The 14,882-nt window shown below is 71.0% G+C and carries 13 protein-coding genes; 7 read left to right on the top strand and 6 right to left on the bottom strand.

The window, feature by feature from the left end; all coding sequences use genetic code 11:
• The first annotated feature begins 1 nt into the window (after position 1).
• Entirely contained in the window at positions 2-1,024 is a 1,023-nt protein-coding gene (locus PV963_RS31355) for a helix-turn-helix transcriptional regulator (protein WP_274819542.1), read from the top strand.
• On the opposite strand, the gene rdmE is transcribed toward PV963_RS31355, so the two are convergent.
• Positions 1,002-2,612 carry an aklavinone 12-hydroxylase RdmE gene (gene rdmE / locus PV963_RS31350; protein ID WP_274819540.1) on the bottom strand — a complete coding sequence of 537 codons (1,611 nt, stop codon included), beginning with the start codon at positions 2,610-2,612 and terminating at the stop codon, positions 1,002-1,004. The genes PV963_RS31355 and rdmE overlap by 23 nt on opposite strands.
• A 233-nt stretch (positions 2,613-2,845) precedes the next feature.
• Between rdmE and drrA the strand changes: the two genes are divergently transcribed.
• The 3 genes from drrA (at position 2,846) to PV963_RS31335 (ending at position 6,381) form a co-directional block, all read left to right on the top strand.
• Entirely contained in the window at positions 2,846-3,838 is a 993-nt protein-coding gene (drrA, locus tag PV963_RS31345) for a daunorubicin/doxorubicin transporter ATP-binding protein DrrA (protein ID WP_274819538.1), read from the top strand.
• Positions 3,835-4,686 (top strand): daunorubicin/doxorubicin ABC transporter permease DrrB, encoded by an 852-nt coding sequence (gene drrB, locus PV963_RS31340; RefSeq protein ID WP_274819536.1) that lies wholly within the window; start codon positions 3,835-3,837, stop codon positions 4,684-4,686. The genes drrA and drrB overlap by 4 nt, the downstream gene beginning before the upstream one ends.
• A gap of 123 nt (positions 4,687-4,809) precedes the next feature.
• The gene (locus tag PV963_RS31335) at positions 4,810-6,381 is read left to right on the top strand and encodes an FAD-binding oxidoreductase (protein ID WP_274819535.1); all 1,572 of its coding nucleotides are present in this window, start codon (positions 4,810-4,812) and stop codon (positions 6,379-6,381) included.
• On the opposite strand, the gene PV963_RS31330 is transcribed toward PV963_RS31335, so the two are convergent.
• Both PV963_RS31330 and PV963_RS31325 read right to left on the bottom strand, forming a co-directional pair.
• Positions 6,374-7,603, bottom strand: coding sequence for a class I SAM-dependent methyltransferase (locus PV963_RS31330; RefSeq protein WP_150483581.1), 1,230 nt, complete (start codon positions 7,601-7,603; stop codon positions 6,374-6,376). The genes PV963_RS31335 and PV963_RS31330 overlap by 8 nt on opposite strands.
• A gap of 52 nt (positions 7,604-7,655) precedes the next feature.
• Positions 7,656-8,435: a cyclase family protein gene (locus PV963_RS31325; protein WP_274819534.1), complete on the bottom strand. Its 780-nt coding sequence runs from the start codon at positions 8,433-8,435 to the stop codon at positions 7,656-7,658.
• A 165-nt stretch (positions 8,436-8,600) separates the two neighbouring features.
• On the opposite strand from PV963_RS31325, the gene PV963_RS31320 reads away from it, so the two are divergent.
• Genes PV963_RS31320 through PV963_RS31310 form a run of 3 tightly spaced genes read left to right on the top strand, consistent with a single transcriptional unit; the run spans position 8,601 to position 11,422 of the window.
• On the top strand, positions 8,601-9,818 hold the full coding sequence (locus PV963_RS31320; RefSeq protein ID WP_274819533.1) for an acyl-CoA dehydrogenase family protein: 1,218 nt from the start codon (positions 8,601-8,603) through the stop codon (positions 9,816-9,818).
• A gap of 46 nt (positions 9,819-9,864) precedes the next feature.
• Entirely contained in the window at positions 9,865-10,491 is a 627-nt protein-coding gene (gene dnmU / locus PV963_RS31315; protein ID WP_274819531.1) for a dTDP-4-dehydrorhamnose 3,5-epimerase DnmU, read from the top strand.
• Positions 10,492-10,498: 7 nt separating this feature from the next.
• Positions 10,499-11,422: an NAD-dependent epimerase/dehydratase family protein gene (locus PV963_RS31310; protein WP_274819529.1), complete on the top strand. Its 924-nt coding sequence runs from the start codon at positions 10,499-10,501 to the stop codon at positions 11,420-11,422.
• Between the two features lies 1 nt (position 11,423).
• Here the strand turns inward: PV963_RS31310 and PV963_RS31305 are convergent, their stop codons facing one another.
• The 3 genes from PV963_RS31305 to PV963_RS31295 form a co-directional block, all read right to left on the bottom strand.
• The gene (locus PV963_RS31305) at positions 11,424-12,536 is read right to left on the bottom strand and encodes a DegT/DnrJ/EryC1/StrS family aminotransferase (RefSeq protein ID WP_274819528.1); all 1,113 of its coding nucleotides are present in this window, start codon (positions 12,534-12,536) and stop codon (positions 11,424-11,426) included.
• Positions 12,537-12,558: 22 nt separating this feature from the next.
• Positions 12,559-13,260 (bottom strand): AfsR/SARP family transcriptional regulator, encoded by a 702-nt coding sequence (locus PV963_RS31300; protein ID WP_342456410.1) that lies wholly within the window; start codon positions 13,258-13,260, stop codon positions 12,559-12,561.
• 396 nt (positions 13,261-13,656) lie between these two features.
• Positions 13,657-14,868, bottom strand: a complete 1,212-nt coding sequence (locus PV963_RS31295) for a cytochrome P450 (protein WP_274819524.1) — start codon at positions 14,866-14,868, stop codon at positions 13,657-13,659.
• Positions 14,869-14,882: the final 14 nt, after the last annotated feature.

The following is a 14,882-nucleotide window of genomic DNA, read 5'->3' as shown; positions in this document are numbered from 1 at the left end:
CATGACCGAGACGCCATCCCGCATGCTCCGTCTGCTGTCCCTCCTCCAGAACAGCCGGGACTGGCCGGGGCGCAAGCTGGCGGAGCGGCTCGGGGTCAGCCCGCGGACGCTGCGCCGAGACGTGGAACGGTTGCGGGATCTCGGCTACCCGGTTCAGGCCATACCGGGCGTCGGCGGGGGCTACCGGCTGGAAGCGGGCGCCAGTCTGCCGCCGCTGCTCCTCGACGACGACGAGGCGGTCGCCATCGCGGTCGGGTTGCGGACGGCCGCGGGGGGAAGCGTGGCGGACATCGAGGACACCTCGATCCGCGCGCTGGCCAAGCTGGAGCAGGTGCTGCCCAAGCGGCTGCGTAGCCGGGTCAACGCCCTTCAGATGTACACCGTTCCCATGTTCACGGTGACCCCGACCGTGAGCCCCGAATACCTCGCGTCAGTGGCCCAGGCGTGCCGCGACCAGCAGCGGCTGAGGTTCACCTACCGCAAGCGCGACGGGGAGACGACCAGCCGTCTGGTGGAGCCGTACCGTCTGGTCCATGTGAACCGTAAGTGGTACGTGTTGTCCTGGGACATGGGACGGCAGGACTGGCGCACCTTCCGCGTGGACCGCATGGAATCGCTGCTGTTGACGGGGGTGCGTTTCCAGCAGCGCGAGTTGCCTGCCGAGGACGCGGCGGCCTATGTGGCGCAGTCGATCACGTCCTCGCTGGCGAGCTACCGGGCGCTGGTCACCCTGCACGCGCCGGTCGAGGTGGTAGCGGAGCGGATCCGCCCGCGCGACGGAATCCTCACGGCGGTCGACCACCGGACATGCCGGCTGCGTTCGGCCGCCGACTCGCTGGAGTGGCTGGCGCTCACCATCGGGATGTTCGGCATCGAGTTCGAGGTGCACGAGCCGCCTGAACTGATTCATTACATACAGGAGTTGTCGGAGCGGCTGGCCCGAGCCGCGTCGCCGGGTGCGGACCGCTCCGTGGCGGCGCCGTCGACGCGGGACGCTCCGGTCAGCGGGCCAGCAGCCGGGTGAGCAGGGTGCTCAGCTGGTCCTGGGCCTGCGCTCCCGGCGCTACCGCCGTACGCCAGGCGACCACGCCGTCCGGGCGCACCAAGCCGGCCCCCGCCCGGCCGATCCCGTAGGTCCGCGTCAGTTCGCCGGAGGGGTCGGCGACATCGCGGCCGACGAGATGGACGTCGAGGCGGACGCCCAGATCCGCGGCGGCGCGGGTGGCCGCCTGGACCCAGGCGCCGCCCTCCGGTGCGGCCAGGAGCACCCAGCAGTCGCCGAACAACTCGACGGTGGAACGCCGTGTCCCGTCCTGTTCGATCCAGACGTGGGGTGCGCGGAAGCCGGGGCGCCCGGACGGGAGTCGCGGGTCCTCGGTCGGCTCGGGGTCGTCGTCCTCGGCGGCGACGGCGGTGGAGCGGTAGCGGAAGCCCAGGACGACCTGCGCCGTACCGCGTTCCTCGGGAACGCTGCCGAGCAGGTGGGGAGCCATACGCTGGGCGTAGATGGCGAGTGACTCGTCGACGACGAGGCGGGACACGAGCGACCGCTCCGCCCCGTAGCTGTCGAGGAGCCGCTCGCCCGCCTCGCCGCGCAGCACGGCGGCCAGCTTCCAGGCCACGTCGAACCCGTCGCCGATGGCGGTGTTGCCGCCCATGCCCCCGGTGGGCGGGGTGACCTTGGCGGCATCGCCGACCAGCAGCACCGGCCCTTCGCGCCACCGGTCGGCGATGTACGCCGCCATGTCCCAGGCCTGGATGTCGAGGATGTCCGGGACGAGCCCGGGCGCGTCGACAGCCAGCCGGATCAGCTCGGTGCAGCGCTGCGGTGTGTAGTCCTCCGGCCTCTCGCCGCGTTCGGGGTCGTAGCGGACGTAGAAGGTGTGCCGGTTGGGCCGGTCGGTGGGGCCGAACGTGCCGGTGAAGTCCGGGTGCTGCAGGTAGTACCAGCCGGTGGACCCGGGCGGTACGACGGCGGTGAGGTCGGCCTCGAAGATGACGCCCATGAAGTGGGCCAGGGTGCCGTGACCGTGCCGGGTGATGCCCAGGCTCTCCCGGATCGCGCTGCGGGGTCCGTCGGCGGCGACCAGGTAGCGGGCGCCCACGGTGCTCTCCGCTCCCGTGCCCAGGTCGCGCAGGCGGGCCGTGACACCGTCGTCGCCCGCCTGGAAGGAGGTCAGTTCGGTGGCGAACCGGATCTCCGCGCCGTGCTTGGCGGCGTGGGCCACCAGGACGGGCTCCACCCGGTCCTGGGGAGCGAGCGCCCAGGGCATGGGCGTGCACTGTTCCGTCGCACCGACCAGTTCCTCGAAGCTCTCCGCGAAGCTGTGCAGGACGCGACCGCCCACGCGCTCCACGACCTTGATGGTGAAGTCGCCCTGGGCGCCGCGGATGTCGTCCGTGGCCAGGATCTCGTCGGCCACGCCGCCGAAGCGGAACAGTTCCATGGTGCGCGGGTTCTGGCCTGCCGCCTTGGGCAGGACCGAGGTGGTGGCGTGCCGCTCCACCAGCAGGACCCGCACCCCCCGGCGGGCGAGGAACAGGGCGGTGGACAACCCCCCGAGACCGCCGCCCACCACGAGGACATCGACATCCGGCTTCGTCAAGGCCACCTCAAACCTCCTGGGTTCGCGACGTCTGTTGCCGCACCCCCAGCGTCGGGCGCCCCACTCGAAAGGGTCACGAGGCGCGGTGGAGCCCCGTACGAAAAATGGCTCGGCGGACGAGGCCATCGCGGCCATGAAGTGTCCTCATTGGGGGCTACGGTACTCAACGTGAACCCGATTGACCGAAATAACTTACAGTGCACGCTTTGTCCGCTCCATGCGAATACTGGGGGCGTTCTGTGAACACGCAGCCGACACGGGCCATCGAAACGTCCGGTCTCGTCAAGGTCTACAACGGGGCCAGGGCGGTGGACGGCCTGGACCTCAACGTCCCGGCCGGTCTCGTCTACGGGATCCTGGGGCCGAACGGCGCCGGAAAGTCCACCACCATCCGCATGCTGGCGACGCTGCTGCGTCCGGACGGCGGTACGGCCCGGGTCTTCGGTCACGACGTGACGAGCGAACCCGATACGGTCCGCCGCAGGATCAGTGTCACCGGCCAGTACGCCTCCGTCGACGAGGGCCTGACCGGTACGGAGAACCTCGTCATGATGGGCCGGCTCCAGGGCTACTCCTGGGCCCGGGCCAGGGAGCGCGCCGCCGAACTGATCGACGGCTTCGGACTGGGCGACGCCCGCGACCGGCTCCTGAAGACCTACTCCGGTGGCATGCGGCGGCGGCTCGACATCGCCGCGAGCATCGTCGTCACCCCCGACCTGCTGTTCCTGGACGAACCGACCACCGGTCTCGACCCGCGCAGCCGGAACCAGGTCTGGGACATCGTGCGGGCTCTGGTGGACGCCGGCACGACGGTGCTGCTGACGACGCAGTATCTCGACGAGGCGGACCAGCTGGCCGACCGCATCGCGGTCATCGACCACGGCCGGGTGATCGCGGAGGGCACCACCGGGGAGCTGAAGTCCTCGCTGGGGTCCAATGTCCTGCGGCTGCGCCTGCACGACGCCCGATCGCGTGCCGAGGCGGAACGGCTGCTGAGCGCGGAACTGGGCGTCACGGTCCACCGCGACTCCGATCCGACGGCGCTGAGCGCGCGGATCGACGACCCCCGGCAGGGCATGCGGGCCCTGGCCGAGCTGTCGCGCACGCAGTTGGAGGTACGCAGTTTCTCCCTCGGCCAGTCCAGTCTCGACGAGGTCTTCCTGGCGCTGACCGGCCACCCGGCCGATGACCGGTCCACGGAAGAAGCGGCGGAAGAGGAGAAGGTGGCATGACGACGTCCCCCGGCACCGTGGAATCCACGACCCCTGTGAGCGGCCGGCTGCGGACGGTGCTGTCCGCGGGTGAACGGCCGGCCCGCGCGACGGCGGTGTCCGCCACCCTGACCCATCTGTGGCGGGCGATGATGGCGTTCAAGCACTTCCCGGTGCAGCTGATCGACATCGTCCTGATGCCGCTGATCTTCCTGCTGATGTTCACGTACCTGTTCGGCGGGGCGTTCGCGGACTCCACCGAGGAGTACCTGCAGTTCTACCTCCCGGGCGTGACGGTGCAGGCGGTCGTCATGATGACGGTCTACACCGGCACCTCGCTCAACACGGACATCCACAAGGGCGTCTTCGACCGTTTCCGGACACTCCCCTTCTGGCAGCCGGCGACGCTCGCGGGCAGTCTCCTCGGTGACGTGCTCCGGTACGTCGTCGCCCTGGCGACCACGGTGTCCCTCGGGCTGCTGCTGGGCTTCCGCCCCGACGGCGGTTTCCTCGGCGTGCTCGGCGCGATCCTGGTGCTCATCGTCTTCGGGTTCAGCGTGAGCTGGATCTTCGCCGCCCTGGGCGTGGTGGCCAGCGAGCCCGAACGGGTCTCCGGGACCAGCATGATCGTGCTGTATCCGCTGCTGTTCATGAGCAACATCTTCGTCATGCCGGAGACGATGCCCGGCTGGATGCAGGCCATCGTCGACGCCAACCCGATGAGTCACGCGGCGACGGCCTCCCGCGAGCTCATGCACGGCACGGCCGGCTTCTGGGACGTGGGCCTGGTCCTGTGCGTGTCGGCAGGGCTGGTGGCCGTCTTCGCACCGCTGACCATGCGTCTGTACCGCAACAAGAACGCCCACTGACACAGGTACCGGAGTGCCGCTCGCACCGCGCTGGAGCGTCGTTGAGGGGGTGTGAGCGGCACACCTACTGTCCCCGGAGACACATCCCGGAGATTTCACAGACACCTGGAAGGGGCGTCTCCCGTGGCCCGGTACCCACAGGCTCCCTCGGCACCGCACGCACAGGTCCGGCCGTCCTCCGTCGTCGGCCGGCACGATCCCCGTTACCCCGATCTGGTCAGCCGCGGCATCAACGCCCGCTTCACCCCCGACCCCGACACCGTCCGGGTGGTGGCCACCGCGGAGCAGGCCGTGCGGGCGGTGCAGGACAGCGTGCGCGACGGTACCCGGCTGGCGGTGCGCAGCGGGGGGCACTGCTTCGAGTCGCTCGTGGACGACCCCGCCGTCACCACGGTGATCGACGTGTCCGAGATGCGGTCGGTGTACTTCGACGAGGAACTGAACGCGTTCTCCGTCGACTCGGGAGCCACCCTCGGAACCATGTACCGGAGCCTGTACCTCGGGTGGGGCGTCACCGTCCCGGCCGGACGCTGCCCCGAGGTCGGGGTCGGCGGCCACATCGCGGGCGGCGGGGGCGGAGCGCTGTCGCGCACGTACGGTCTGTCGGTCGACCATCTCCACGGAGTCGAGGTCGTGGTGGTGGACTCCGGCGGGCGGGCACGGCTGGTGCGGGCCACCCGGGAACCGTCGGACCCGCACCGTGACCTGTGGTGGGCGCACACCGGTGGGGGCGCGGGCAGCTTCGGTCTGGTCACGCGCTATCTGTTCCGCTCCCCCGGCACGGACGCGGGCTCCCGGCCCGCGGACCCGGGCCGGCTGCTGCCCAGGCCGCCGGGCTCGGTGCTGCGCAAGACGGTGCGCTGGGACTGGGACAGCGTCGACGAGACCGCCTTCCTCACGCTCGTGCGAAACTTCGGCACGTGGCACGAGCGGCACGCGGCCCCCGGCGATCCGGGAGCCCGGCTCGACAACAGTCTCGCCCTGCCCCGTACGGGCGGCGGCCCCCTGACGCTGGAGACGGCCGTCGACGCCACGCGGCCCGACGCGGAGAAGCTCACCGACCGGTTCATCCGTGAGGTGTCGAGGAGCGTCGGCGCCCGCCCTGAGGTGTCGGCGACGACGCTGCCGTGGCTCGCCGCGACACTCGTCCCGGACGAGTTCGCCGGGATCAAGGGCCGGTTCAAGTCCAAGGCGGCCTTCCTGCGCACCGGCTGGAGCGAACGGCAAGCCCGGATGGTGTACCGGCGGCTCACCGACACGTCCGGCTACCACAACCCCGCCGCGACGGTCTACCTGCTCTCGCACGGGGGTGAGGTGAACCGGCCCGGCCCGGCGGACACGGCCATGGCCCACCGGGACGCGGTGCTCAAGACCTACTGGTCGGTGTTCTGGTTCGACGAGCGGGAGGACGCCCTCCACCTGGACTGGGTTCGGGCGTCCTACGCGGAGTTCTTCGGTGACGCCGGCGGAGTGCCCGACCCCCGCCGCGGCTACGGGGGCGCCTTCGTGAACTACGCCGACGCCGACCTGACCGACCCGGGCCTCAACCGCAGTGGCGTGCCCTGGCACCGTCTCTACTTCCGGGACAACTACGCCGCGCTTCAGCGGGTCAAGGGGCGCTGGGATCCGGACGACGTCTTCCGGCACGCCCTCTCTGTCCGGCGGTCCGGGGACGACGCCACCGGGATCAGCTGATCCGGAACTCCGGGACGTAGAGGATCCAGCGGCCCCCCTGCTTCGTGAACTCCGCCTCTCGCGCCTGGACTTCGTCCAGGTGGTTCCAGGCGAAGAGCAGCGCATAGTCGGGGTAGGGGGCCCGGAACTCCTCGGCGGAGCGGATGGGGATGTGGGACCCGGGGAGCCGGCGGCCGATCTTGGCCGGCGTGGTGTCGTAGACGCACGGCAGCAGGTCGGGGCCGATCCCCGCGTAGTTGAGCACGGTGGCGCTCTTGGCGGTCGCCCCGTACCCGACGACGTAGAAGCCGAGGTCGCGCAGTTCGCGCAGACGGGCCACCAGGTCCCAGCAGACCCGCTTGACCTGGGCGCCGAACTTCTCCAGCGTCGTCAGGTCGGCGAGCCCGCGCCGGCTCTCCTCGGCGATGAGCTCGCCGACCCGGGGGCTCGGCTGCCGCCGGCCCGCGCGGGCGATGGTGTAGCGGACCTCGCCGCCGTGCACCGGGAGCCGCTCCACGTCGACCAGTTCGAATCCGAAGCGCTGGGCGGTGGTGCTCACCGAGCGGGCGGTGAACAGGTAGAAGTGCTCGTCGTAGATCTGGTCGAAGGTGTTCTTCTCGACGATGTCGCCGAGGTAGGGGTCCTCGAAGACGAAGACGCCGTCCGGCGCGAGGAGGGCGTCGACACCGCGGAAGACGGAGTCGAGGTACGGGATGTGACAGATCGTGTTGGCCGCGTAGATGACGTTCGCGGGCCCGTGTTCCTGGGCGATCTCCCGGGCCGTGGACTCCTCGAAGAACGCGGTCCGCACCTGGATGCCCTCGGCCCGGGACACGTCGGCGACACCGCCGGAAGGCTCCACGCCCAGGTGCCGGACACCGGCGTCGCGCACCGTGCGGAGCATCACTCCGTCGTTGCTGCCGATCTCCACGCAGAACGGGTCCCGCCCGGTCAGCTCGGTGCCGATCAGCCGGCGGGCGGTCGCCGCGAAGTGCTCGCGCATCCGCTCCGAACCCGACGAGTGGTACGGGTAGTCGTAGCGGAACATGCGGTCCCTGGGCACCTCCTCCAGCAGCTGGACCATGGTGCACGTGACGCACATCCCGACCGCGAGCCGGAAGAAGAACTCGTTGTCGAGCTCCTCCTCCGACGGGAAGTAGTCGGACAGCGGCTGGCGGCCGAAGTCGAAGAACTCCCGTACTCGGCCACCGCAGATACGACATGTCGATTCGTTCGGCTCCATGATCCCTCTCGATGCTGGGTGGCCGCCGGTCCGGGGCCACCGCCCGGAACGTTCATTCGTCGACGAAGGCGACCGCGCGGGTCCAGCCGGCCCCCGCGCCGGTGATCTTCACGGGGAAGCAGGCGACCTGGAAGCCGTCGCACCCCGGCAGCGCGGCCAGGTTCCCCAGCCGCTCGATCTGGCAGTACTCCCGGTGTCGTCCGGTGACATGCGCCGGCCAGAGCACCGACCGGTCCCCCGTCTCCCGGTACCGGCGGATCACGGCGCCGAACGGCGCGTCCAGGCTGAACGCGTCGGTGCCGATGACCCGCACGCCGTGGTCGAGCAGCAGGTTGACGGCGGGGCCGTCCAGACCGGTGAAGTCGGTGAAGTACTGCTCGGTCCCGGCCCGCTCGGAGGCGCCGGTGCGGAGCAGGACGATGGTGCCCGGCTCCGGCACCCGGCCGATGCGGGCCAGTTCCTTCTCCAGGTCCCCGGCGCCGGCCGTCGGTCCCTCGCAGCCGGTGAGGTCGAGCAGCAGCCCCGGGCCGTAGAACCAGTCGAGCGGCAGCTCGTCGATGTTCCGCGGCCTGCCGTCGCCGTAGTGCGCCCGTGAGCCGTAGTGGGAGGGAGCGTCGATGTGCGTGCCGGTGTGGGACGTGAGCGTGAGCCGGTCGAGCGACAGGAACTCGCCTTCGGGCAGTTCGTCGGGGTCGAACGCGACGCCGAAGTGACGCCGCATCTCCTCGCTCATGTGGACGGCGCCCTCCCGGGGGCTGAGCACCTCGTGCCGCACTTCGTCCGGTTCCCATCCCGACGCGTCCACCGCGCTGGAGATGTCGATGATCCGCATGGTCGTCGCCTCCGCTCCTCTCGGGCCACCACAGCACACCGGCAGTCCCTCGAGCGGTGGCGGAACGCCGGTGGACCACGTGCCCGGAACCTTCGCTCCAGTGACGCTCGAAGGCCGATCGGCAGCCTGCTCTCCAGGAGTTGTCTCCGATCCTTACGAGGAGTCATGACAAAGCCATCTGTGCACGAACACCCCGGTGTCCTGGCCGACAACGGCCTCTGCGAACCCAAGACGCCGGCCGGGCGACGGCTGCTCGACCTTCTGGAGCGGTACCTGCCGACCCTGGAGGCGGAGAGCCGGGACAACGACCGCGAGGCCACTCTGCCCGTCCACCTCTTCGACCGGATGCGCAAGGAGGGCGTGCTGGGGGCCACCGTCCCGGAGGACCTCGGAGGGCTCGGCGTCCACTCGCTGCACGACGTCGCGCTGGCCCTGGCCAGGATCGCCGGTCGGGACGCGGGCGTGGCGCTGGCTCTGCACATGCAGTTCAGCCGGGGTCTGACCCTGGACTTCGAGTGGCGGCACGGGGCACCGTCGACGCGGCCGCTCGCGGAGGACCTGCTCCGACAGATGGGTGCGGGCGAGGCGGTGATCTGCGGAGCGGTGAAGGACGTGCGCGGCACCACCGTACTGACCCGCGCCACGGACGGCTCCTACCGCCTGAACGGCCGCAAGACGCTGGTCAGCATGGCCGGGATCGCCACCCACTACGTGGTGTCGACCCGGCTGGAGGAGGCGGGCGCCCCCGTCCGGCTGGCCGCGCCGGTGGTCGCGCGCACCACCCCGGGCCTGACCGTACTGGACAACTGGGACGGAATGGGCATGCGGTCGTCGGGCAGTGTGGACATCGTCTTCGACGGCTGTCCCGTGGACCGGGACCGGGTGCTGCCGCGCGGCGAGCCGGGCGTCCGCGACGACGCGGCGCTCGCCGGGCAGACGGTCAGCTCGATCGCCATGCTGGGCATCTACGTCGGCATCGCCGAGGCCGCTCGCAGGATCGCCCTCACGGAACTGCGCAGGCGCGGCGGGGCGCCGGCCGGGGTGCGGACCACGGTGGCCGAGATGGACGCCCGGCTGTTCGCGCTGCACACGGCGGTGGCGAGCGCGTTGACCACCGCCGACCGGCTCGCCGACGACCTCAGCGGCGACCTCGCCGCCCGCGGCCGCGCCATGATGACGCCCTTCCAGTACGCCAAGCTGCTCGTCAACCGGCACTCGGTGGGCGTGGTGGACGACTGCCTGATGCTCGTGGGAGGGGCCGGATACAGCAACTCCCACCCGCTGGCGCGCCTGTACCGCGATGTCCGGGCGGGCGGGTTCATGCATCCGTACAACTTCACGGACGGCGTCGACTACCTGAGCGAAGTGGCGTTGGGCCGATGAGCAGCGGGCGACGCGGGACCGGGATCCCTGGAGTCGGAGGACGTGGATGAAGGCGCGGGAACTGGCGGTGCGGGGGGCGTACACGTTCGAGCCGGAGGTGTTTCCGGACGAGCGGGGGCTGTTCGTCTCACCGTTCCGGGAGGATGCGTTCACGGCCGCGGTCGGCCACCCGCTCTTCCCGGTGCGGCAGACCAATCACAGCCGGTCGCGGCGTGGGGTGGTGCGGGGCGTGCACTACACCGTGACGCCGCCGGGCTCGGCCAAGTACGTGTACTGCGCCCGTGGCAGGTCGCTGGACATCGTCGTCGACGTGCGGGTCGGCTCCCCGACGTACGGCCGGTGGGACGCCGTCGAGCTGGAGCCGCGGGAGTTCCGGGCGGTGTACTTCCCGGTCGGGGTGGGGCACGCCTTCGTGGCCCTGGAGGACGACACCGTCATGTCGTACATGCTGTCCGGGGAGTACGTGCAGGCCAACGAACTCGCCGTGTCGGTGCTGGACCCGGCCCTCGGGCTGCCCGTGCCGGGTGACCTGGAGCCTGTGCTGTCCGGCCGGGACCGGGCTGCACCGCCCCTGGAGCAGGCCCGGGCCGCCGGGACCCTTCCGGAGTACGCCGCGTGCCGGGCGGTCGAGTCGGAGCTGTGGCCGCCGGCCGGGTCACGCGGAGACGGGTGAGGCGGACATGCGGGTCGTGGTTCTGGGGGCGACGGGCAGCGTCGGCCGGCAGGTGTGTGCGGCGTACCAGGCGCACGGGTGGGACGTGCACGGGGTGGCCCGCCGCCCGGCGCCGCATCTGAGCGGGTGCGGGTTCACGGAGCTGGACCTCGCGGCCGCCGCGCCCGGGCGGATCGCCACGGTGCTGGGTGATCCGCCGGCGGACGTCGTAGTCAACGCGGCGGGCGGCTGGGGCGACACCGAGGAGGAGATGACGTACTCGCATCTGCGACTGGTGCGACGCCTGGTGGAGGCGCTCGCGCTGCTCCCGTTCCGGCCCCGGCTGGTCCATCTGGGGTCGGTGCACGAGTACGGTCCCGTACCGGCCGGCACGCTGCTGCACGAGGACCTGCTGCCGGAGCCGGTCACGCCGTACGCGCGCGTCAAACTGGAGACCTCGTCGGCCGTCCTGACCGCAGCGCGGGCCGGTGTCCTGGACGCGGTGGTGCTGCGCGCGGCGAACATGTCGGGCCCGCACCCGCCGCAGGAGAGTTTCCTGGCCGCCCTGATGGCGCGTATCACCACGGCCCTCGCGCACGGTGGGCGGCTGGAGTTGAGCGTCGCGGACGCCCGGCGGGACTTCGTCGACGTGCGGGACGTCGCACAGGCGGTGGTGCGGGCCGGGCGGGCTCCGGCGGTCGGCGGGCTGGTCGTCAACATCGGGCGCGGGGACGCCGTGCCGATCGGTGATCTGGTCGGCTGGCTGCTGGAGGCCGCCGCCTTCCCGGAGGACCGGGTCGACCGCCGGGCCGCGCCGGTGCGGAGCAAGGGCGGCGACTGGACCCGGCTGGACATCGGGCGGGCCCGGCGGTTGCTGTCCTGGGCGCCGCGCATCGGCCTGCGGGACTCCGTCCACAGCATGTGGCGGACCGCGCACGGCGCCCCGGCCTAGCTCACAGGCTTCCGACGACCTCCCGCACCGCGTCGATCACCTTCTCCTGCGCGTCGGGACGCAGCGAGGGGTACATCGGCAGGGAGAAGATCTCGCCGGCCAGCCGTTCGGTCACCGGCAGGTCGCCGGGGCCGTAGCCGAGGTGGGCGAATCCGCTCATGGTGTGGACGGGCCAGGGGTAGCTGATGTTGAGATGGATGTCGTAGGCGGTGAGCGCCTCCAGGATGCGGTCGCGTTCGGGGTGACGCACCACGTACACGTAGTAGACGTGGTCGTTGCCCTCGGCGGTCGTGGGCAGCACCAGGCCGTCGAGGTCACCGAGTCCCTCCTCGTAGCGGCGGGCGACGGCCCGGCGGCCCTCGACATAGGCGTCGAGGCGACGCAGTTTCCGGCGCAGGATCTCGGCCTGCACCTCGTCGAGCCTGCTGTTGTGCCCGGGGGTGTCCACGACGTAGTAGCGCTCCTCCATGCCGTAGTAGCGCAACCGCCGCAGCCGCCGGTCGACTTCCGCGTCCGGCGTGACGACGGCGCCGCCGTCACCGTAGGCACCGAGGACCTTGGTCGGGTAGAAGGAGAAGGCCGCCGCATGCCCCTGGGTGCCGACCAGCCGTCCGTGACGGCGGGCACCGTGGGCCTGGGCGCAGTCCTCCAGCACCTTCAGGTCGTGCTCGGCGGCGAGTTCGAGCACGGGGGTCATGTCCACGCTCTGTCCGTAGAGGTGGACGGGCAGCAGGCACCGGGTGCGCGGGCCGATCACCGACCGGAGCCGGCCGGTGTCCATGAGGTAGTTCTCCTCGTGCACGTCGACGAAGACGGGGGTGGCGCCCACGGCGTCGATGGCCACCACGGTGGGCGCCGCGGTGTTGGAGACCGTCACGACCTCGTCCCCCGGGCCGATGCCGAGCGCCCGCAGGCCGAGGACCAGCGCGTTGGTGCCGTTGTCGACGCCGGTGCAGTACGGCAGTCCGTGATAGGCGGCGAACTCCTCCTCGAAAGAGCGGACGCCGGTCCCGAGAATTAGCTGGCCGGACTCGAATACGGTTTCCACCGCATCGAGAATGTCGGCGCGTTCTTCCCGGTATTCATTGAGGTATTGCCAGACGTAGGTGGACACGTGACTCCTTGTCGGGGCGCGGTCAGGCAAGCGCGACGGACGCGGCTGCCGGGATTTCCGGACCGTTCCGGTCGATGCCGGGGTCGGCCCGCAGAATCGCGTGCTGGAGGTGCTGGAGACGGGCGGACGGTTCCACCCCCAGCTCGTTCACCAATGTCTTGCGGAGTTTGATGAAGGCTTCGAGGGCCTGGCTCGTGCGGCCCGAGCGATGGAGGGCGATCATGAATTGGGCCCACAGGTTCTCGTGCATGGGGTGGCGGGCGGTGAGCGCCGACAGCTCGGGCAGCAGGCTCGCGTGCCGGCCCAGCCTCAGGTCGGTCTCCATGCGGGCCTCCAGGACGCCGAGCCGGCTCTCCTCCAGGCGTGCCACCTCCATGCCGATCCGCATGCCGGCGTGCACGTCCACGAGCGCGTCTCCGCGCCACAGGTCGAGGGCCTGGCGGAAGCGTGCGGAGGCCAGGTCGAGCTCCCCCCGCTCGCACGCCCGCTTGCCCTCCTCGGCGAGACGCTCGAAGGCGTACACGTCGGTGTGGGTAGGGTCCACATCGAGCAGGTAGCCGCCGTAGCAGGTGCGCAGCACGTCCTTGGCGGGTCCGTTGTGGCTCGCGCCGAGGGCCACGGTGATGCCCCGGCGCACTTGAAGGATGTAGGTCTGAAGGGTGGTCAGCGCGCTCGCCGGGGGTTGGGTTCCCCAGAGCTCCTCCATCAGCGCGGGCACCGGCACGACGGTTCCTGCCTGGAGAGCGAGCAGTGAGAATACTTGCCGGGGTTTTCTGGCTATCGGGGTCACCGACGTGCCATTGTGATGTGCGACGAGCGGGCCCAACATATTGATCTGCATTGCCGGTGCTCCCTCTGTGGCGTTCCGATCGCGTCAGCAGGTGGCATATTTCCGGCGGCCGAAGGATGTCCTCGGGCGGCCCCGTTTGCTCGCTCCATCCTCGCAAGTGAATGCCCGCCATGAAAGTGTGTACGGCACTTGCTGGGATTAGTTCATCACGTCCCGATGTGAGAAAGTCACAGTGGGAGCGCCGGGGAGGGTCCGCACCGGGTACACGGCACGGGACCGCCCACCGCGCGGAGGGCGGTGGGCGGTCCCGTGCCGGTCGCGGCCGGCGGATCAGCGCAGCCAGACGGGCAGTTCGGTGAGCCGGGCCGTCTGGGCCCCCTTCCGGCTCCACCGCAACTCGTCGTACGGCACGGCCAGTCGGGCCTCGGGGAACCTGCTGCGCAGTACGCCGATCATCGTGCGCGACTCCAGCTGGGCGAGCTGCTCCCCGATGCAGTAGTGCGGCCCGTCGCCGAAGGTGAGCCGCCGCCACGAGGGACGGTCCGGGTGGAAGGCGTGCGGGGCGTCGTGATGGCGGCCGTCGGTGTTGGTGCCCTCGATGTCCACCAGCACCGGCGCTCCGCGGGGCAGCCGGACGCCGCCGATGGTCACCTCCGTGGCAGCGAACCTCCACAACGTGTAGGGCACCGGCGGGTGGTAGCGCAGCGCCTCCTCCACGAACCGGGAGACGGCGTCCTCGTCGGCGTCCGCCGCGAGGCGGCCCGCCAGGACCTCCGCGAGCAGGAAGCCCAGGAAGGAGCCGGTGGTGTCGTGGCCGGCGAAGATGAGCCCGGTGATCATGTAGACGAGCTGGTCGTCGGAGACCGAGCCGAACTCGGCTTGCGCGCGTTCGTACAGCACGCGGGTCATGGTCCGGGTGTCGTTCCGCCGGGCTGAGTGCACGGCTTCGAGGAGCAGGCTCTCCAGGGCCGAGGTGTCCGGCACGCCCCCGGCAGGGTCCGTGCCGTCACCCCCGCCGCTCTGCGGGCCGCCGAGGCCGAGTGCCTTGAGAACGCTGACGGCCTCGCGGGCCATCGCCGGATCGGTGACCGGCACGCCGAGCAGCTCGCAGATGACCAGCAGCGGGAAGTGGTACGCGAAGCCGCCGATCAGCTCGGCCGGTTTGCCCGACCGGCCGGAGGCGTCGGCGAGTTCGGTGAGCAGCCGGCCGGCGATGGCGGCGATGCGATCCGTCCGCTCGGCCAGCCGGCGCGGGTTGAACGCAGGTGCGTGGATGCGGCGCAGGCGCCGGTGGGCCTCGCCGTCCACGGCGATGAGCGTGAACGGTCGCAGCTCCGGAACGGGGATGTCGAGACCGTCGTCCACCCCCCGCCAGGCGGCGGGGGCGAGGTCGGGGTCCTTCACGAACCGGGGATCGGCCAGCACCTCGCGGGCGAGGGCGTCATCGGTGATGACCCAGGCGGGTCCGCCCGCGGGGGCGTTCACCTCGACGACCGGGCCCGCCTCCCGGAAGGCGTCGTGCACCTCGGGCTTGCGCTGCATGGTCATCATGGGAC

Source organism: Streptomyces coeruleorubidus (assembly GCF_028885415.1).
Lineage (GTDB): Bacteria > Actinomycetota > Actinomycetes > Streptomycetales > Streptomycetaceae > Streptomyces > Streptomyces coeruleorubidus_A.
The sequence above is the reverse complement of the archived record's forward strand: the minus strand, read 5'-3'. Positions and strand labels throughout refer to the sequence as shown.

Bases quoted from the DNA above. Each gene is read 5' to 3' on its own strand.
- drrB (WP_274819536.1), top strand. From the start codon at position 3,835: ATGACGACGTCCCCCGGCACCGTGGAATCCACGACCCCTGTGAGCGGC.
- dnmU (WP_274819531.1), top strand. From the start codon at position 9,865: ATGAAGGCGCGGGAACTGGCGGTGCGGGGGGCGTACACGTTCGAGCCG.
- PV963_RS31355 (WP_274819542.1), top strand. From the start codon at position 2: ATGACCGAGACGCCATCCCGCATGCTCCGTCTGCTGTCCCTCCTCCAG.
- PV963_RS31330 (WP_150483581.1), bottom strand. From the start codon at position 7,603: ATGGAGCCGAACGAATCGACATGTCGTATCTGCGGTGGCCGAGTACGG.
- PV963_RS31310 (WP_274819529.1), top strand. From the start codon at position 10,499: ATGCGGGTCGTGGTTCTGGGGGCGACGGGCAGCGTCGGCCGGCAGGTG.
- PV963_RS31325 (WP_274819534.1), bottom strand. From the start codon at position 8,435: ATGCGGATCATCGACATCTCCAGCGCGGTGGACGCGTCGGGATGGGAA.
- PV963_RS31320 (WP_274819533.1), top strand. From the start codon at position 8,601: ATGACAAAGCCATCTGTGCACGAACACCCCGGTGTCCTGGCCGACAAC.
- PV963_RS31295 (WP_274819524.1), bottom strand. From the start codon at position 14,868: ATGCAGCGCAAGCCCGAGGTGCACGACGCCTTCCGGGAGGCGGGCCCG.